The organism is Streptomyces parvus, assembly GCF_014648875.1.
GTDB lineage: Bacteria > Actinomycetota > Actinomycetes > Streptomycetales > Streptomycetaceae > Streptomyces > Streptomyces parvus.
The window spans coordinates 309,856-327,915 of record NZ_BMRY01000010.1 but is presented as its reverse complement, the minus strand read 5'-3'; the positions used below and the strand labels follow the sequence as shown (position 1 = coordinate 327,915).

General features: G+C 72.7%; 15 protein-coding genes and 2 tRNA genes. 7 read left to right on the top strand and 10 right to left on the bottom strand.

The window, feature by feature from the left end:
• Window positions 1–375: 375 nt before the first annotated feature.
• Window positions 376–449, bottom strand: a tRNA-Lys gene (locus tag IE140_RS28305).
• Between the two features lie 192 nt (window positions 450–641).
• On the opposite strand from IE140_RS28305, the gene IE140_RS28300 reads away from it, so the two are divergent.
• The 4 genes from IE140_RS28300 (at window position 642) to IE140_RS28285 (ending at window position 6,980) form a co-directional block, all read left to right on the top strand.
• Window positions 642–1,943, top strand: coding sequence for a peptidoglycan-binding protein (locus IE140_RS28300; RefSeq protein WP_150197541.1), 1,302 nt, complete (start codon window positions 642–644; stop codon window positions 1,941–1,943).
• 422 nt (window positions 1,944–2,365) lie between these two features.
• Entirely contained in the window at window positions 2,366–4,498 is a 2,133-nt protein-coding gene (locus tag IE140_RS36755; RefSeq protein ID WP_435852663.1) for an SPFH domain-containing protein, read from the top strand.
• A gap of 212 nt (window positions 4,499–4,710) precedes the next feature.
• Window positions 4,711–5,301, top strand: a complete 591-nt coding sequence (locus tag IE140_RS28290; RefSeq protein WP_107411606.1) for a lytic polysaccharide monooxygenase auxiliary activity family 9 protein — start codon at window positions 4,711–4,713, stop codon at window positions 5,299–5,301.
• 26 nt (window positions 5,302–5,327) lie between these two features.
• Window positions 5,328–6,980: an AMP-binding protein gene (locus IE140_RS28285; RefSeq protein ID WP_150198684.1), complete on the top strand. Its 1,653-nt coding sequence runs from the start codon at window positions 5,328–5,330 to the stop codon at window positions 6,978–6,980.
• A gap of 91 nt (window positions 6,981–7,071) precedes the next feature.
• Here IE140_RS28285 and IE140_RS28280 read toward each other — a convergent pair.
• The 7 genes from IE140_RS28280 to ehuB form a co-directional block, all read right to left on the bottom strand.
• Window positions 7,072–7,145 (bottom strand) — tRNA-Lys (locus IE140_RS28280).
• Between the two features lie 87 nt (window positions 7,146–7,232).
• Window positions 7,233–7,787 (bottom strand): hypothetical protein, encoded by a 555-nt coding sequence (locus IE140_RS28275; RefSeq protein WP_189460809.1) that lies wholly within the window; start codon window positions 7,785–7,787, stop codon window positions 7,233–7,235.
• Between the two features lie 29 nt (window positions 7,788–7,816).
• Entirely contained in the window at window positions 7,817–8,575 is a 759-nt protein-coding gene (locus IE140_RS28270) for an IclR family transcriptional regulator (protein WP_150196245.1), read from the bottom strand.
• Window positions 8,576–8,742: 167 nt separating this feature from the next.
• Window positions 8,743–9,600, bottom strand: coding sequence for an ectoine/hydroxyectoine ABC transporter ATP-binding protein EhuA (gene ehuA / locus IE140_RS28265; RefSeq protein ID WP_093445074.1), 858 nt, complete (start codon window positions 9,598–9,600; stop codon window positions 8,743–8,745).
• Window positions 9,590–10,231 carry an ectoine/hydroxyectoine ABC transporter permease subunit EhuD gene (ehuD, locus tag IE140_RS28260; protein WP_093445075.1) on the bottom strand — a complete coding sequence of 214 codons (642 nt, stop codon included), beginning with the start codon at window positions 10,229–10,231 and terminating at the stop codon, window positions 9,590–9,592. The genes ehuA and ehuD overlap by 11 nt, the downstream gene beginning before the upstream one ends.
• Entirely contained in the window at window positions 10,228–10,959 is a 732-nt protein-coding gene (gene ehuC, locus IE140_RS28255) for an ectoine/hydroxyectoine ABC transporter permease subunit EhuC (RefSeq protein ID WP_093445076.1), read from the bottom strand. The genes ehuD and ehuC overlap by 4 nt, the downstream gene beginning before the upstream one ends.
• A 22-nt stretch (window positions 10,960–10,981) precedes the next feature.
• Complete coding sequence (ehuB, locus tag IE140_RS28250) at window positions 10,982–11,884, bottom strand: ectoine/hydroxyectoine ABC transporter substrate-binding protein EhuB (RefSeq protein WP_093445077.1); 903 nt, start codon at window positions 11,882–11,884, stop codon at window positions 10,982–10,984.
• Window positions 11,885–12,108: 224 nt separating this feature from the next.
• Here ehuB and kilB point away from each other — a divergent pair, with 224 nt between their 5' ends.
• On the top strand, window positions 12,109–12,576 hold the full coding sequence (gene kilB, locus IE140_RS28245; RefSeq protein ID WP_150196244.1) for a plasmid transfer protein KilB: 468 nt from the start codon (window positions 12,109–12,111) through the stop codon (window positions 12,574–12,576).
• Here kilB and IE140_RS28240 read toward each other — a convergent pair.
• A complete protein-coding gene (locus IE140_RS28240; RefSeq protein WP_150196243.1) occupies window positions 12,566–13,588 on the bottom strand; it encodes a D-2-hydroxyacid dehydrogenase in 1,023 nt (340 codons plus the stop codon). The two genes, kilB and IE140_RS28240, sit on opposite strands and share 11 nt — an antisense overlap.
• 323 nt (window positions 13,589–13,911) lie before the next feature.
• On the opposite strand from IE140_RS28240, the gene IE140_RS28235 reads away from it, so the two are divergent.
• Window positions 13,912–14,676: a maleate cis-trans isomerase family protein gene (locus tag IE140_RS28235; RefSeq protein WP_150196242.1), complete on the top strand. Its 765-nt coding sequence runs from the start codon at window positions 13,912–13,914 to the stop codon at window positions 14,674–14,676.
• Between the two features lie 236 nt (window positions 14,677–14,912).
• Window positions 14,913–16,055, top strand: coding sequence for an LLM class flavin-dependent oxidoreductase (locus IE140_RS28230; protein ID WP_150196241.1), 1,143 nt, complete (start codon window positions 14,913–14,915; stop codon window positions 16,053–16,055).
• 17 nt (window positions 16,056–16,072) lie between these two features.
• Here the strand turns inward: IE140_RS28230 and IE140_RS28225 are convergent, their stop codons facing one another.
• The gene (locus tag IE140_RS28225) at window positions 16,073–17,992 is read right to left on the bottom strand and encodes a putative bifunctional diguanylate cyclase/phosphodiesterase (protein ID WP_150196240.1); all 1,920 of its coding nucleotides are present in this window, start codon (window positions 17,990–17,992) and stop codon (window positions 16,073–16,075) included.
• Window positions 17,993–18,060: the final 68 nt, after the last annotated feature.

The window sequence follows — 18,060 nt, the reverse complement described above, 5'->3', positions numbered from 1 at the left end:
ACGGTGGCAGGCCACCGTTCCCACAGACATGGTTCGGCGGCCTTCCGGTTGCATGATGCCCCCTCGGTGTCCGCCCCCGAGCGGGACCCCCACCCCGCGGCACGGACAACCGGAACGTCACGCTCTGCTGTGCCAACTGTACGGATCAGCAGCCCCCTTGGTGCCCCGTCGGGCCCCCAGACAGATTGTCCGACACCGAACGGGATCGCAAGGGTGAAACAGACTGTTTACCGGTCATACGCACGATTTGGTCCCAGGTTGTGGAGGGGGTGTGACGAAGTGCGTAGGTGCGCTCGCGCCCCTGGGTGTCGTCGCATGTCGGACGGGGAATGATCAAAGCCCCCTCACGGAACGTGAGGGGGCTTTGACTGTGCGTGCGCCGTCAGGGACTCGAACCCCGGACCCGCTGATTAAGAGTCAGCTGCTCTAACCAACTGAGCTAACGGCGCCTGCTGACCTGGAGAACTCTACCCGACGCGCCGGGGTGCTCCGAACCATTTACCGGCCGCCACGCCCCGTCAGATAGTCGTTTTTTTCCTTTGTTCCGTCAAAATGCGATATGTCAGGAGAGTTAAGACGCCGATGTCCGTTGCGGCTGCGCCCAAAGATCTTGACGAATGACGAGTGCGGAGGGGAATCGCATGTCTGTTCCGGTCTTCGAGGAGTACGAACCCGCCATCGACTGCGGATGCGCGGGGTGCGCGGTGCGGCGGCGCTCCGCCGCGCGGGCCCTGCCGGTGCGGCGCGGCGGCCATCCCGCCGCGCACGGCGCCCGGCGCGCCCTGGTGCTGGCCACGGCCGCCGGGGTGGTCCTCTCCTGCGGGGCCGCGGGCGCGGCGGCCGCGGCGGGCCGCGCCCCCTGGGCCCCGCGCGCCGACGGGGACGCCGACCCGGAGCCGGCCGCCGCCAACCCGCAGGGGGAGAAGGGGCCGCTGCGGGGCACCGGCGCCTCGGGTCCGCCGTCGCCCGGATCGGCGGCGGCGCCGAAGACGACCCGGGCCGACATCATCGACCGGGCGCAGCGGTGGGTGAACGCGAAGGTTCCGTACAGCATGGAGAAGTACTGGTCCGACGGGTACCGCCAGGACTGCTCCGGCTATGTGTCGATGGCCTGGAACCTCGGCACCAACGAGTGGACCGGCAGCCTCGCCGCGTACGGCACCCGGATCGCCCGCGCCGACCTCCAGCCCGGCGACATCCTCCTCTTCCACAACCCCGCCGACCCGGCCAAGGGCTCGCACGTCACGATCTTCGGCGGCTGGACCTCCGGCGCACGCACCCACTACGTCGCCTACGAGCAGGCGCGCCCGCGGACCCGGAAGCAGTCGACGCCCCTGGCGTACTGGAACAACTCAGATCGTTACGTGGCATACCGCTACAAAGGAGTCACGGGTGGATCACCCGGCTCCGGCTCCTCCACCGCCTTCCCGGGGGCCAAGCAGTTCGGCCCCGGCACCAACAACAAGTACGTCACCCAGCTCGGCCGGATGCTGGTGCAGCGGGGCGGCAAGCGGTTCTACGCGGTCGGCCCCGGGCCCGTGTGGGGAACGGCGGACCGGCGCGCGACCCAGGCGTTCCAGCAGGCCCAGGGCTGGAAGGGCAAGGAGGCCGACGGCCTCCCCGGCCCGCACACCTGGCGCCTGCTGACCTCCGGCGGCGGCCGGAACATTCCGGCCGCCGGGGCGGGCGGCAGCCCGAATACGGCGGTCGCGTTCCCCGGTCGCGGCTATTTCCAGCCGGGTCAGTCCAACAGCCATGTCGACCGGCTCGGCAAACAGTTGGTGAAGAAGGGATACGGCAAGCACTACGTGTCGGGCCCCAGCCCGCTCTGGACCGAGGCCGACCGCCGCAACGTCGAGGCGTTCCAGCGGGCCCAGGGCTGGCGCGGCAGTGCGGCCGACGGTTATCCGGGGCCGGAGACCTGGCGCCGGCTCTTCGCGTGACGGACGCGCACGACGTGACGGAAAGGAATAGGGAACCGGTGACCACCGACAACGACCAGACCCCCCACTCCCCGGACGACCTGGACGACCAGCTCCCCCCGTCCCTCTTCGCCCCACCGGGCAGGGGGACCCCGCCGCCGCTGTTCGGCCCGGTGGACGAGAAGACCCCGCCCCCCGGGCGGGACCCGGAGCCCGTGTCCGCGCCCGCGCCTGTGCCGTCGGAGAAGGGTGGCGGGGGTGTCACTCCGCCACCGTTGGGGAAGACCGGCGGGGGCAGTAGTACCCCGCCGCCGCTGTTCCGCCCGGTGGGCGACGGGACACCTCCGCCGGAGACCGGGCGCGCGCCCGTGGCGCCGGAGAAGAACGGCACGGGGAGCACTCCGCCGCCGGGGAGGACCGGCGCGGGCAGGACCCCGCCGCCGCTGTTCCGCCCGGTGAGCGACGGGACACCTCCGCCGGTGGTCGGGCCTGTCGCCGACAAGGCGGCCGCCTCGGCGGATGCCGAGCCGGCGCGGGTGCCGGACGGCGACAAGGCGGTACCTCCGGCGAGTGCCGGGCCCGCGCGTGTGCCGGGGGGCGGCCACGCCTCGCCTTCCGGGGGCGGCGGCCAACCCTCGCTTACCGGAGGCGGCGGCCAACCCTCGTTTACCGGGGGCGGCGATCACGCCTCGCCTTCCGGGGGCGGCGGCCATGCCTCGCCTTCCGCGGGCGTCACGTCCCCGTCGGCCCCGCCCCGGAGCGCCGCGCCGGAGTCCCCGAACGTGAGCCTGCACCTCGGCCCTACCCCGGACCGCCCCGCCGCCGGGCCGGCCCGCTCGGCCGCGGAGGACCTGGGCGCGGGCCGCCCCGCCCCGGCCGCTGGCGGCCGTGGCCCCGCTCCCGCCGGTGCGGCTGCGGACGGTCCCGCCCCCATCTCCGGCCGCCCGGCCGCCGGGGGCCCCGGCTCAGCCCGTTCGGCCGCTGGCGGTCCCGCTCCCGCCTCTGTGCGTTCCGGCGCCGGCGGTCCGGCGTCGGCGTCGGGCCGCTCGGCCGCTGACGGCCGTGGTCCTGTCTCGGGTCGTCCGGCCGCTGACGGTCCCGCCCCCACGCGCCCCGCCGCCGACGGCCGTGGCCCGGCCTCGCCCCGCCCCGCCGCCGAAGCGGGCGCCCCCGCCCGCCCCGCCCCCCTCGACGGGAACCTGCATCTCAAGCCCGTCCGGCGTTTGAGGACGGAACCCTCGGCGGAGTGGACCCCGCATCCCTCCTACGGGGCCGAGCCCGAGAGCCCGAAGCGTGAGGCCCGGGACATCCCCGCCAAGGGGGCCGACCCGGGGCCCGACACCGAGCTGGACCTCGTTCTCGACCTGGCCCCCGGCGACCGCGCCGCCTCGGCCACCTTCTCCGTGCCCGCACCGGCCTCGGCCACCACCGCGTCCGTGAGCCCCGGCCGCCGCCACTCCGTCATCGCCAACGAGACCACCGCCTCCATCCCCGTACACCTCCTCTTCCGGGACGACCAGGAGCCGGCCGACGGCGCTGCGGCGCTGCCCGGGCCCGGGGCCGTCGTCCACCGGCCCGCCGGGGACCGGGCGCCCGCCACCCGGCGGCCCCCCGTGCCGCGTTCGCCGCAGACGCGGGTACGGCCCTCGACCCGGCCCGCCCCGGTCGCCGACCCCCGTCTCGCCGAGCGGCCCGGACCCGCCCTGTCCGGTTACGCCGCCCTCCTCACCGGTGCGGCCGGAACCGCGGGCGCGCTGGCCGTCCTGTGGTGGCGCGGCGTGCTGCCCGCCGGCTGGCAGAGCGCCGTGGGCCTCACCCCCCGGCCCGACCTCGGCATCGGGGCCGGTTCCTGGGCCGCCCTCGCCCTCCTCGCCACCGTCGTGCTCCTCGCGCTCGGCGGCCTCGGCCGGGGCCGGGTCGGCTACGCCTGGGTGCTGACGCTCTTCGGCGACTACCGGGGCAGCGTCCGCCGCACCGGCCTCGTCTGGGTCTCACCCCTCCTGCTGCGCCGCCGCGTCGACGTACGCCTGCGGCACTGGCGCAGCGAACCACTGCCCGCCGTCGACGCGAACGGCACCGCCCTGCGCGTGGTCGTCCTCGTGGTGTGGCGGATCAAGGACACCGTCCGCGCCGTCCTCGGCATCGAGGACCACGAGGCGTACCTCAGCGCCCAGGTCGAGGCCGCGATGGCCAGGGTCCTCTCGCAGCTGCCCGCCGACGCGTTCCACGAGGACGCCCCGACCCTGCGCGACGCGGAGGCGGTCGGCGACGCGCTGACCCGGATGCTGAAGGCGGACTGCGAACCCGTCGGCGTCGAGGTGTACTCCGCGCAGCCGACCGGCATCGAGTACGCCCCCGAGGTGGCCGCGGCCATGCAGCGGCGGCGGATCGCCGCGATCGACTCCCGGCACCGCGACAGCGTGCTCACCTCCGTGGTGGACGCGGTCGACGACACCGTCAACCGACTCACCACGCGCGGCATCGTCGAGCTCGACGACTACGAACGCAAGGCACTCGTCAAGGACTTGACGGTTGCCTTCTACACCGGCCGTAGCGGGGGAGGGGACGGGGCCTGAGGGCCCGGGGGAGGTTCGGGGCGGTTCCGGAACGGCTCGGAGGGCCGCCGGAATATGACGCTCATTGGTCTGGACATGTTCACGCCGCGTCAATAATCTAAGACTTGGTCTAGACCGCAGCACCCGCGTCACGCACAGCACTCCGTACCAAGCGCGCAGCAGTCGAGCAATGCTCATGGAACCTCCCCCACGTTCTAGAGGAGCGACAGCCCATGCGGAAAAAGGCAAGCGCGGCCGTGATCGGCCTGGCGATAGCGGGCGCTTCGGTGCTCGCGGCCCCCAGCGCCAGCAGTCACGGCTACACGGACTCCCCGATCAGCCGTCAGAAACTCTGTGCCAACGGCACGGTGACCGGCTGCGGCAACATCCAGTGGGAGCCGCAGAGCGTCGAGGGCCCCAAGGGCTTCCCGGCGGCAGGACCGGCGGACGGCAAGATCTGCTCCGGCGGCAACGGGCAGTTCGCCCAGCTCGACGACCCCAGAGGCGGCAACTGGCCCGCCACCCAGGTCACCGGCGGACAGGGCTACAGCTTCCGCTGGCAGTTCACCGCCCGCCACCGGACCAGCGACTTCCGCTACTACATCACCAAGAACGGCTGGGACCCCACCAAGCCGCTCACCCGGGCCGCACTCGAATCGCAGCCCTTCATGACCGTGCCCTACGGCAACCAGCAGCCGCCGGCCACGCTGACCCACCAGGGCACGATCCCCACCCAGAAGAGCGGCAAGCACGTCATCCTCGCCGTGTGGAACGTCGCGGACACCACCAACGCGTTCTACGCCTGCTCCGACGTTAAGTTCTGACGCTCCATCAGTTATCGTGCGGCGCCATGAGGAGTACCGGCACCGTCGCGGAGCTCGTACGACGTCAATGGGGTGACCACCGGCCCGCCCTGAAGCACGGCCCCACCGTGCTCACTCATCACCAGGTGGTCGAGGGCGCCGCCGCACGGGCGGCGCTCCTCGCGGATCTGCTGCCGCGCGGCGGCGAACCGCACCTCGGCGTACTGCTCGACAACACCCCTGAGTTCCCGCTGTGGCTCAGCGCGGCGGCCCTGGCCGGGGCCGCCGTCGCGGGGATCAACCCGACCCGGCGCGGCCCCGAGCTGGCCCGCGACATCCTGCACACCGAAGCAGCCGTCCTGATCACCGAGCGCGCCCACCTGCCGCTCCTCGCGGATCTGGAGCTGCCGGGCGTACGGGTCCTGGTCACCGACACCGAGGCGTACGCCGCCCTGCTCGCCCCGTACGCGGGCGCACGCCCCGGCGACGCCCGGCTCGCCCCGGTCGGCCCCGGCAGCCGCATGCTCCTCTACTTCACCTCCGGCTCCACCGGCGCGCCCAAGGCCGCGATCTGCACCCAGGGCCGGCTCGCCGGGGCTGGCGTCTCCCTCGCCGGGCACTTCGGCGTACGCCCCACGGACACGCACTACATCTGCATGCCGATGTTCCACGGCAACGCGGTCCTGGCCGACTGGGCCCCCGCCCTCGCCGCCGGAGCCGCCATAGCCCTGCGCCCCCGCTTCTCGGCCTCCGCCTTCCTCGACGACGTACGCGGCTACGGGGCGACGTACTTCACCTACGTGGGCCGCGCCGTGCAGTATCTGCTGGCCACCCCCGAGCGCCCCGACGACCGGGACCACCCGCTGCGCCTGGGCTTCGGCACCGAGGCGGGCGCCGTGGACGCGGCCCGGTTCCGGGAGCGGTTCGGGGTGCGGCTGGTGGAGGGGTACGGCTCCTCCGAGGGCGGCGCGGCGATCCAGCACGCCCCCGGCACCCCGCCGGGGGCGATCGGACGGGCCGCCCCGGGCGACGACCTCGCCGTCGTCGACCCGGAGAGCGGCGAGGAGCGGCCCCCGGCCCGGTTCGGCCCGGGCGGGCGGCTGCTCAACGGGGACGAGGCGATCGGCGAACTGGTCAACCGGGGTCCGACGCCCTTCGAGGGCTACTGGCGCAACCCGGCGGCGGACGCGGAACGGGCCCGGCGCGGCTGGTACTGGACCGGCGACCTCTTCTACCGGGACGCCGACGGCTTCCTCTACTTCGCCGGCCGCACCGACGACCGGCTCCGCGTCGACAGCGAGAACCTGGCCGCCGCGACGATCGAGAACATCCTGGCCCGCTGGGAGGAGGCGGCGGCCGCCGCCGTCTACGCCGTCCCGGACCCGGTCACCGGCGACCAGGTGATGGCCGCGCTCGCGCTCCGCACGGGCGGGCCCTTCGATCCGGCGGCCTTCGCCGCGTTCCTGAGGGCCCAGCCGGACCTGGGGACGAAGATGGCGCCCCGGTTCGTCCGGATCCTCGACCGGATGCCGGTCACCGCGACGAACAAGATCCACCGGGTGGCCCTGCGCCGGGAGGGCTTCCGCTGCCCGGACCCGGTCTGGTGGGACCGGGACGGCGACGGCGCCTACGTACTCCTGGACGCCGAGGGGCTCACGGGCCTGCTGGAGCAGTACGAGGAGCGGGGGAGGGCGCTGTGAGCCGTTCCCGGAGAAGCGAAGCTCCCGGAGAGCCAAGATCCCGGAAAAGCGAAGTGGCGGCCTTCGCGAAGAAGACCGCCACCCCGTGTCGTGCGCCGTCAGGGACTCGAACCCCGGACCCGCTGATTAAGAGTCAGCTGCTCTAACCAACTGAGCTAACGGCGCCTGCTGACTCGAAAATAATACCTGGTCCCGAGGGGTGCTGATGACACCCTCCGCCCGGGACCCTCCCGAAGCCCGCCGAAGTCCCGCCTAGGCCGCCCCCGGCCCGCCCACCGCGTCCGGGATCAGCGGCCCGACCCAGGCGGCGAACGGCTCCCGCAGCTCCTCGCCCGCCGAATGGACGATCTCGTTCGGGTCCTCGGCGGCCTCCAGGCCGAAGCGGTCGCGCAGCCAGGCCCGGAACGCCGGGTTCGCCGGGCAGGGGTCGTACGGCTCCTCGTCCCCCTCCGCCGCCTCGCTCTCGTCCGCGTACTCCACGCCGTCCCAGTCGCCTATCGGCTCCCAGCCGGAGGCGAGGACGCGCAGCAGTTCGGGCAGATCGCGGGCGACGACGTGGACGCCGCCCTCGTCGCCGAGGAAGAGCACCGGCAGCGTGGCGAGGTCCGTGCGCTCGTCCCGCAGCCAGAGCGCGTACGTCGAGCCGGAGCCGGTGGCCTGTGCGAAGGGGCGGATGCGGTCGGAGAGCTGCGGATAGCCGCCGTCGTCCTCACCGAAGGGGATCAGCTCGAAGCCGGGAGTGAAGTAGTCGTCGACGCCGTCCTCGAATTCCTTCAGGAGGTTCAGCGCGGGTATCGGTGCGTACATGACGGTGAGGCTACTGCCGGTGCCTGCCGCTAGAGCGCCAGCGACAGCAGCACCGGCGCCGCCCGGCGGCTCAGCGTCTCGGCCGCCGACCGCAGCCGGTGCGCGTCCTCGATCGGCAGCGACAGGGCGAGGCAGCCCGCGGCGGAGCCGGCCGTCAGCGGCACGGCGGCGCAGACGGTGCCCACCGCGTACTCCTGGAGGTCCAGCACCGGGACCGTGACGGACTGGGCGTCCAGCTGGGAGAAGAGGATCTTCTCGTCGGTGATCGTCCGCGAGGTGAGCCGGGCCGTCCGGTGCCGGGAGATGTGGTCGCGCCGCCCGTCGTGGTCGAGCTGGGCCAGCAGACACTTGCCGACCGCGCTGGCGTGCGCCGAGGAGCGGAAGTCCACCCACTCGTTGACCGCGGGGGTGAGCGGTCCGTCCGCGACCTGGGTCACGCTGACCTCGCCGTCGACATACCGGCTGAGGTAGACCGCCGCGCCGACGGAGTCGCGCAGTTCGGACAGGGTGAGCCGGAGGCGGTCCTCCAGAGCCCGGCGGCGGGTCGCCCCGGAGCCGAGCAGCAGCAGGGACGCGCCGATGACGTACGCGCCGTCGCTGACCTGCTCCACATACCCCTCGCGGCGCAGCGTGAGCAGGAGGGAGGCGAGGTGGCCGGTCGGCAGCCCCGTCTCGCGGGAGATCTGGGCATCGGTCACACCGTCGCCGTGCTTGGAGACCGATTCGAGCACGCGCAGGGCGTACTGCACCGAGTGGAACGGCGCCGTCGGCTCGGGCTTCAACGCCACGGTGTCCCCCTACCAGGTTGTGACCGCAAGCTTTCGCCCCACGATAGCCCCCGGAAGGCCCCCGCGGGGCGGCAGTTGACGAGTCAGTAGGGGCGCCCCGGAGCTGTCATCTGGGGCGCACCCGTCTGGCATATGCCACCGTCATGGGCGGTGCGTCAACTCCGAGGTCACAGGACTGCGTTGAGGAACTCGCGCGTACGTTCGTGTGACGGGTCGGAGAAGATTTTCTCCGGGGATCCGGACTCCACGACTCGTCCCGCGTCGAACATGAGGACCTTCTCCGAGACGTCCCGGGCGAAGTTCATCTCGTGGGTCACACAGACCATGGTGATGTCGGTGTTGCGGGCGATGTCCTCCAGCAGCTCCAGCACACCCGCCACCAGCTCCGGGTCGAGCGCGGAGGTCACCTCGTCCAGCAGCAGGATCTCCGGCTCCATCGCCAGCGCCCGCGCGATCGCCACCCGCTGCTGCTGGCCGCCGGAGAGCTGGGAGGGGTGGGCGTCGACCTTCGCCGAGAGTCCGACCAGGTCCAGCAGTTCCCGGGCCCGGACCTCCGCCTCCTCGCGGCTCCTGCCGAGCACGCTGACCGGGGCCTCGGTGATGTTCTCGATCACCTTCATGTTCGGGAAGAGGTTGAACTGCTGGAAGACCATCCCGATCTTCTTCCGGGACTCGCGCAGCTGCTTCTCGCCCGCGGGCTTCAGCGAACCGCCCGGGGTGCGGACGTGGGTCAGCGGGGAGCCGTCGACCCAGATCACCCCGCCGCTGACCTTCTCCAGCGTCATCAGCAGCCGCAGGATCGTGGTCTTGCCCGAGCCGCTGGGCCCGATCAGTGTGACGTGCTCGCCGCGGTCCACGGTGAAGTCCAGCTCGTCCAGGACCACATGGTCGCCGTAGCGCTTGACCACCTTGTCGAACCGGACCAGCGGCTCGCCGGTGCGGGCCGCGGCCGGGACGGCGTCCTCGGGAGCTGCGGCCGGCCCCGGGGATTCCGTCTTCTTCAGGGGGAGGGGTTCAGTGGCCAAGGCGCTTCTCCAGCTTTCTCATCAACAGCGACGTGGGGTAGCTCGCGACCAGGAAGATCAGGCCGGCGAGGGTGAACACCTCGGTGTACGCGAAGTGGTCGGCCCCGTACTTCCGGGCCTCGAAGACCATCTCCTGCACCGTGATCACGGCGAGGAACGGCGTCTCCTTGAACATCGAGATCGCGTAGTTCCCGAGCGCGGGCAGCACGTTGCGCACCGCCTGCGGCAGGATCACGGCCTGCCAGGTGCGCCGGGGCGACAGCGACAGCGCGCGGCACGCCTCCCACTGCCCCTTCGGCACCCCGTCGATCCCCGCCCGGTAGACCTCGGAGGTGTACGCGGCGTAGTGGATCCCCAGCACCGCGATGCCGATGTACAGCGGCTCCACCGAGTTGAACAGGGCAGCCGCGCCGACCAGTTGCACCAGCAGCGGGGTGGACCGGACGAACTCCGTGACGAGGCGCACCGGGACCGTCACGAACCTGCTGGGCGCCCGCCCGGCCATCGCGACGACCAGTCCCAGCACGGCGGCCACCAGGGTGCCGAGGACGGTCGCGAGCAGGGTGATCTTGAACCCGTTCAGCAGTTCGGGCAGGGACTCCCCGACGGCATTCCAGTCGAAGCCGTTCACCGGACACCTCCCGCGGTGGTCGTGGCCGCGCTGCGGCTCTTGAACAGGCTCTTCGCGCCGGTGTCCAGGCCGAGCCGCCGCTTGGCGCTCCGCTCCAGCAGGTTCATCAGCATCGTCAGGGCGTACGCCAGCACGAAGTAGACGGCCAGCAGGGTCAGATAGGCGGTCACCGTCTCACCGGTGCGGTCGCGTAGTTGCTGGACCACCGTCATCAGGTCGGCGGCCGAGAGCAGCCACAGCAGCGGGGTCGCCTTCAGCAGCTGGATCAGCAGGTTGGTGAAGCTCGGGATCATCTGCACCCACGCCTGCGGCAGGATCACCTTCCACAGCCGCCTGGTCGGGCTCAGGTTGAGGGCGATCGCGGCCTCGTACTGGCCGCGCGGTACGGAGTTGACCGCGCCCCGCACCACTTCGGCGCCGTACGCACCGAAGTTGAGACCGAACGCGACCACCCCGCAGATCAGCGGCTCCATCTCGTAGCCGGTCAGCAGCGGCATCGCGTAGTAGAACCAGAACAGCTGGACGTAGAGCGAGGTGCCCCGGAAGAACTCCACGACCACCCGGGAGAACCCGCGGGCCAGGAGCAGCCGGCTGCCCGCCATCAGCCCGAGCGCGAAGGCCAGCACTCCGGCCAGCAGTGCGCCCAGGACCGTGGCCTGGAGCGTCACCCACAGACCCGACCGGACTCTGGGGAGCTCCTCGACGAGGAGGGAGAAGAAGTCGTTCATGCGTGCGCGCCCGCCCGCCCCGTCAGCCCTTGCACAGATCCGCCGTCCTGAGATCGGCGGGCGGGATCTCCGTCTCGCCGAACCCGTACGGCTCCAGCAGCTGCACATAGCGCGAGCGGTCGGAGACGATCTTCTTCAGTTCCCGGTTGAAGGAGTCCCGCAGGTCCTCGTTGCCCTTGCGGAACACCGCGCCGCCGGGGGAGAACTGGTCCTTGCCGTCGAGCTTCGGCACGAACGCCTCGGTGACCTCGGTGTCCGGGTTGGTCTTCGCCAGCCAGCGCAGCGAGATACCGGTGAGCAGGAACGCGTCGATCCGGCCGCCCTTGACGGCGTCGGCCCCGTCCTGCGGCTTCTGCAGAGTCTTGATCTTGCCCTCGGCGATGCCCGCGCCCTTGGCGTAACTCCCCTCGACCGCACCGGACATCACCCCGATGGTGACCCCCGCCTCCTTCGCGGAGTCCAGATCGGTGAGCTTCTTCGGGTTGCCCTTCTTCACCATCAGCGCGGTCGGCGAGATGAACTCCGGCTCGGAGAAGATCGCGTTGCCGCAGCGCTCCGGGGTGATGGCCATGCCCGCACTGACCACGTCGTACTTGCCGGCCTGGAGCCCCGGGATCAGCCCGTCCCACTCGGAGAGCGTCGGCTTCAGCTCGTCCACTCCGAGGGCCTGGAAGATCTCCCGGTGCAGCGTCGGGGCCTCGCCCTTGAGTTCCTTGCCCTCCAGATAGCCGTACGGGGCCTCGTTCGCGTACGCCACCCGCACGAAGCCCTGCTTACGGAGCTTCTCCAGGGCGCCCTCGCCGGTCGCGGAGCCGGAGTCGGTCTTGCTGCACGCGGTGAGAAGGCCGGGAACGACGAGGAGGCCGCCCACGGCCGCCGTTCCGTTGAGGAAACCCCGGCGGGACAGGTTCGGGAATTCAGCCATGGTTCGCAATCTCCTGGAGGTCGAACAGTCCGGACAGGGTGAGCGCCTGCCCGATCCCGTACGTCTATGCGGGTAGCCGGGGGCCTGTAACCCAACAGTGGCCGGAAGGTGACCTTCCCGTGCCCGGATGGGGGCGGAGTGCGACCGGAGGTGCGCGGGGCGTGTTCCCCTGCGGTGGAGGATTCATGACTCCGCGTCCGTCACTTCTGTGATCAGCTGGTGCCATGGTCGCCATATGGACAAGCGTCGTCGCGGTCGGGGGCACGCTCCTGGGAGCCGTGCTCACGCATCTCTTCCAACGCCTCACCGCCGCGCGCACGGAGCGGTTCTCCCGGTCGGAGGCGCTCCGGCAGGAACGCACGGCCACCTACAGCTCGTTCGCCGCCGCGGCGGAGGAGTACCGGCACGGGCAGGCGGGCCGCTGGTACCGCATGCGGCAGAGTCAGGTCTCCGAGGCGTTCATCGAGGCGCGCGACGAGGCCCACCGCCTGCGCACCGCCACCCGGCAGGTGCTCTACCGGGTCAAACTGCTCACCGACGACCCGGAAGTGGTCGGCGCCGCGGAAGAGGCCTACCGGCGCACGCGGGACGTCTCGACCGCCCAGGAGCAGGCCGAGCACGAGGCGTTGGACGCCGCGGCCAGGGAGGCCATCGAGGCGTTCGTCGTCCGGGCCGCGCCGCTCACCCGTTGAGGCCGTCGGACTCGTCGGTGCCGGGGGAGCCGTCGAGTTCGGCGGACTCGTCGACCGCGTCGAGGTCGGGGGAGGGTACGTAACCGCGTTCCTTGTCGACCACGTTGGGCAACGGCTCGCCCCGCGCCCAGCGTTCGTACAGCGCCACGAACTGCTCGCCCAGCCGGTCGCGCCACCCCACCGTGTCCCCGCTCAGATGCGGAGAGACCAGCAGCCCCGGTACGTCCCACAACGGGCTGTCCGGGCCCAGCGGTTCGTCCTCGAACACATCGAGCGCCGCGCCCGCGAACCAGCGGCGGTGCAACGCGTCCACCAGGTCGGCCTGGACCACGCTCGCCCCGCGCCCCACGTTGATGAAGCGCGCCGACGGCTGGAGCAGACCGAAGAAGCGGGAGTCGAACATCCCGCGCGTCGCCTCCGTCAGCGGGGCCGCCGCGATCACCCAGTCCGCCCGCGCCGCCAGCCGGTCCAGATCCGCCGCCCCGTGGATGGTGCGCCGGGCGGTCCGCCCCACCAGGGCCACGGTGACCCCGAGGCCGTGCAGCAGCCGGGTGATCTCCCGGCCGATGGGACCCGCGCCGACGACCACCGCCCGGGAACCGGCCACCCGCTGCCCCTCGCGGTGGCGCCAGCGCCGCTCCCGCTGGAGTGCGAGGGTGCCGGGGAGGTCCTTGGCCATCGCCAGCACCAGCGCCGCCACGTACTCCGCGATCGGCCGCTCGAAGATCCCCCGCGCGTTGGTCAGCACGGTGTCGGAGGCGACCAGCTCCGGGCAGAGCAGCCGGTCCACGCCCGCGCTCGCCGTGTGCACCCAGCGCGGCCGCCGCCCCGGACCCGGCCAGGCCTCCCGTACGGCGTCCGACGCGAAGTCCCACACCAGCAGCACATCGGCGGCCGGCAGCCGCTCGGCGAGCGTGGTGGCGTCCGCGTACCGCACGTCCACCCGGCCGGTCAGCCGGCCGAGCCGCGGGGAGGGGTCGGCGTCGAGGACGAGCAGGACGGGATCCGGCATGGGTGGTCGGCCCTCCGCGGCGGAACGGACAAGACGGAACGGACAAGATCGACCGCCCACGCTCGCAGCAGCTCAGCGCCGCGTCAACGACGCCCGGCCGCGCGCCCCGGCGGCCGCCCGGGGGAATACTGGGAACAAGTCGGGGCAAGAGTGACCGGTCGCGCGGTCACGGCCGCCGGAGCGTCCGGAGGGCCGCGGCGGCCCCGGGGCAGCCCCGTGACGGGCCGCCCGCCGGGATTCCGCGAGGGGACCCGTCCCTCGCGATCCGGCGAGGGGACCCGCCCGCCGCGCGGCGAGCCGTCGACGTACAGGAAAGGGTGGACATGACGACCGTAGGACTTCTCTACCCGGGCCACGCCGCCGAGGACGACTTCCCACGGACCGAGATCCTGCTCGACACCGACATCCGGCTGCCCCTGTTCTCCACCGAGACCGGCGAGGACGTCTACCGCGCCGACGCGCTGCGCGAGCAGGGCGACCCCGACCGGATCGCCGAGGGCGTCGAGGAGCTGCGCCTCGCCGGGGCCGAAGCGCTGATCTGGGCCTCCAGCGGCGGCAGCTTCGGACAGGGCTGGGAGGGCGCCCACGAGCAGATCGCCACGCTCGCCCGCGCGGCCGGGCTGCCCGCCTCCAGCACCTCCATCGGCTTCGGCCACGCGGTACGGGAGCTGGGGGCCCGGCGGGTCGGCGTCGCCGCACCCTACCCGGACGACGTCACCGGGCTCTTCGCCGACTTCCTGGCGTCGGCGGGCGTCGAAGTGGTGGCCGCCGCGTCCGGCGGGGCCGGTTCGTCGGCCGAGGCCGGATCGTGGGGGCCGGACGAGGTGAAGCGGCTGGTGCGCGAGGCGGACCACCCGGACGCCGAGGTGGTGCTGGTCCCGGACACCTCCCTGCACACCACCGCGTACATCCCCGAGCTGGAGGAGCTGCTCGGCAAGCCCGTGCTCACCGCCAACCAGGTCACGGTCTGGGAGGGGCTGCGGCTCACCGACCGCCGGACCTGGGCGCCCACGCTCGGCACCCTGTTCGCCACCCGTGAGCCGGTGCTGCGGCAGCTGGAGCCGAAGGGCATCGAGGTACGGGAGTAGCGCGCCCCGCGCCGGTTCCTGACCCGCCTGGAGCGCGCCGCGCCGGTTCCTGACCCGCCGGGAGCGCGCCGCGTCGGCCCGGACCCCGCCGGGAACGCGCCGCGTCAGCCCGGGTCCCGCCGGGAACGCGCCGCGTCAGCCCGGGTCCCGCCGGGAATAAAACGGAGTCGGCCTCCTGTTGTACTCGTCCGATACACAGACGTACGGACGAGCGCAGCACCGGGAGAGGCCGACACGTGGACGACATCCGAGGCGACGAGACCAGCGGCGACGAGAGCGGCCGGGCGGCCGACGGCGACGGGATCCGGGGCGCCGCAGCCGGGACGGCCACCGTTCCGCTGTCCGTCCTCGACCTGGTCACCGTCGGGCAGGGCCGCACCGCGACGCAGGCCCTGCGCACGAGCGTGGAGATCGCGAAGCTCACCGAGAGCCGCGGCTTCCACCGCTTCTGGGTCGCCGAGCACCACTCCATGCCCGGGGTCGCCTCGTCCTCCCCGGCCGTGATCCTCGCGCACGTCGCCGCCCACACCGAGCGCATCCGCCTCGGCTCCGGCGGGGTGATGCTGCCCAACCACGCCCCGCTGGTGATCGCCGAGCAGTTCGGCACCCTGGAAGCGATGGCCCCGGGCCGGATCGACCTCGGGCTCGGCCGGGCCCCCGGCACGGACGGGGCGACGGCGGCGGCCCTGCGCCGCACGGACCGGCTCAACGAAGGGGCCGATGACTTCCCGCAGCAGCTCATGGAGCTGATCCGCTTCCTGGACGACGACTTCCCGGACGGACACCCGTACGCCCGGATCCACGCCGTACCGGGCCCGGTCCAGGCGACGTCGCCCGGCGGGGTGCAGTCCGCGCACCGGCCGCCCGTCTGGCTGCTGGGCTCCTCCGGCTTCAGCGCGCGGCTGGCCGGGACGCTGGGGCTGCCGTTCGCCTTCGCGCACCACTTCTCGGCGCAGAACACCATTCCGGCGCTCGACCTGTACCGCGAGTCCTTCCGGCCCTCCGCCGTGCTGGACGCCCCGTACGCCCTGATCGGGGTCTCGGCGCTGGCCGCCGACGACGAGCGCGAGGCCCGCCGCCAGGTGCTGACCGGGGCGCTGTCCATGGTCCGGCTGCGCACCGGCCGCCCCGGGCTGATCCCGAGCCCGGAGGAGGCCGAGGCGTACGACTTCTCCCCGATGGAGCGGGAGTTCGTCGACGGCTGGCTCTCCAACGTCATCCACGGCACCGCCGACGAGGTCCGCACCGGCCTGGACGACCTGGCCAAGCGCACCGGCGCCGACGAGCTGATGATCACCGCCAACGCGCACGGCGGGGACGCGCGGCTGCGCAGCTACGGCCTGATCGCGGACGCGTACGGCCTGCCGGCCGCTCCGTAGATCCTGCGGGATCCCGGTCAGCCCTCCAGCGGCCGGGACCCGATCAGCCCGGCGATCTGCTCCGGCGCGACCGCCCGCGAGTACAGCCACCCCTGCCCCGTGTCGCAGCCGATCCGCCGCAGCCGCTCCGCCTGCCCGGCCGTCTCCACGCACTCCGCGGTGACGGTCAGGCCCAGGCGGTGCGCCAGCTGCACCATGGCCTCCACGATCGTTTCGTCTGCCGGGCTCGGATGCGTACCGTCCTCGTACCGGAAGCCCTTCACGAACGCCCCGTCCAGCTTCAGTACGGAGACGGGCAGCCGGCTGAGGTAGGCGAGGTTCGAATAACCCGTCCCGAAATCGTCGATGGCGATCCGGACGCCCATGTCGCTCAGTGCCTGGAGCGCTCTCAGCGGACGGCCGCCGGAGCCCATCACCGCCGACTCGGTCAGCTCCAGCTGGAGCAGCCCGGGGGCGAGTTCGGTCTCGGCCAGGATCTGCGCCACGTCGGCCACCAGGTCGGAGTCCCAGACCTGCCGTACGGCGACGTTGACGCTGATGAACAGCGGCGGCTCGTCCGGATGGTCCAGCTGCCAGCGTCGCGCCTGCCGGCACGCGGTGCGCAGCACCCACCGGCCGAGCTGGACGATCGAACCGTCCTCCTCGGCGATCTGGACGAACCGATTCGGCGGCAGGACGCCGAACTGCGGGTGGTTCCAGCGCACCAGCGCCTCGACCCCGCGCAGCACCCCGTCGGCCATCCCGACCAGCGGCTGGTACTCCAGCGTGAACTCGCCGCGCTCCACGGCGGGCCGGAGCGTCGAGGAGAGGGACTGCCGGGTCATGCGGTGGGCGTTGCGCTCGGGGTCGAACAGGGTCCAGCGGGCCCGGCCGTCCGCCTTCGCCCAGTACAGCGTGGTGTCGGCGGCCTGCATCAGACCGGTGGGCGAGGTGCCCGCGGCGGTCCGCTCGACCACGCCGATCGACGCGGAGACCGAGAGCCGCTGGCCCGCCAGGTCGAACGGCTGCTGGAGCGCGGCGAGGACCGAGCGGGCCAGGTCGGTCAGCTCCTGGGTGCCGGCCGAGTCCTCGACCAGGATCGCGAACTCGTCGCCGCCCAGGCGTGCCACCAGCCGGCTGCCCCCGGCGTTGCGGGAGGCGTCGTTCTCGGCGCAGTCGGTGAGCCGCGCGGCGACGGCTGCCAGCAGCCGGTCCCCGGTGCGGTGGCCGAGGGTGTCGTTGATCGCCTTGAAGCCGTCCAGGTCCAGGTAGCAGAGGCCGATCCGGGCGTGCTGCCGGGACGGCAGGGAGTCGTCCTGGTACGGCGGGGTCTCCAGGGTCGAGGCGAGGCGCTCGAAGAACAGCGTCCGGTTGGGCAGCCGGGTCACCGGGTCGTGCATCTGGAGGTGGCGCAGCCGCTCCTGGAGCTCCCGCCGGTCGCTGACGTCCGCGACCGTCAGGAGCACCCGGGCCGACTCCGCCGCCGACGCCCCCGTCATCGGTACGACGGTGATCTCGGCCCACAGGGAGCGCCCGTCGGGATGCTTGAGGCGGCGCGTGCAGCGGAACCGGGAGCGGCGGCCGAGGAGGACCTCGCGGTACGCGTGCCAGGTCCGGTCGTCGGTGGCGAGGTCGAGCAGTTCGCACGCCTGCCGCCCGGCGAGGACCGCGGCCGGCGTCCCCAGCAGCCCGCCGAGCGCCTCGTTGGCCCGCACGACATGGCCCCGGCCGTCGACGACGCCCATGGGGAGCGTGGCGGCGTTGAACGCCGCCCGGTAGTCGCGCAGCTCGGAGGCGATGGAACCGGCGTCGCCCCCGCCGGGACCGGTCCGGGCGGAATCGGTCCGGGTGGGACCGCTCTCGGCCGGGGCCGTCGTATGACGCTCCGTGACCGGCGCGGCGGGCGCGCCGGGGGCCGTGCCTGCCGAGGCCCTCGGCCCTTCGGAGGTTCCGCTCACCGCTCGCTCCCGCTGTGAAGGTCGTTGTGAACTGGTGGGGTCGGACTGGCCACCGGGTGGCGGTCCCG

Excerpts from the sequence above, each read along its gene's own strand:
- IE140_RS28235 (WP_150196242.1), top strand. The coding sequence starts at position 13,912 with ATGACGACCGTAGGACTTCTCTACCCGGGCCACGCCGCCGAGGACGAC.
- IE140_RS28275 (WP_189460809.1), bottom strand. The coding sequence starts at position 7,787 with ATGTACGCACCGATACCCGCGCTGAACCTCCTGAAGGAATTCGAGGAC.
- IE140_RS28300 (WP_150197541.1), top strand. The coding sequence starts at position 642 with ATGTCTGTTCCGGTCTTCGAGGAGTACGAACCCGCCATCGACTGCGGA.
- ehuC (WP_093445076.1), bottom strand. The coding sequence starts at position 10,959 with ATGAACGACTTCTTCTCCCTCCTCGTCGAGGAGCTCCCCAGAGTCCGG.
- IE140_RS28290 (WP_107411606.1), top strand. The coding sequence starts at position 4,711 with ATGCGGAAAAAGGCAAGCGCGGCCGTGATCGGCCTGGCGATAGCGGGC.
- kilB (WP_150196244.1), top strand. The coding sequence starts at position 12,109 with ATGGTCGCCATATGGACAAGCGTCGTCGCGGTCGGGGGCACGCTCCTG.
- IE140_RS28240 (WP_150196243.1), bottom strand. The coding sequence starts at position 13,588 with ATGCCGGATCCCGTCCTGCTCGTCCTCGACGCCGACCCCTCCCCGCGG.
- IE140_RS28285 (WP_150198684.1), top strand. The coding sequence starts at position 5,328 with ATGAGGAGTACCGGCACCGTCGCGGAGCTCGTACGACGTCAATGGGGT.
- ehuB (WP_093445077.1), bottom strand. The coding sequence starts at position 11,884 with ATGGCTGAATTCCCGAACCTGTCCCGCCGGGGTTTCCTCAACGGAACG.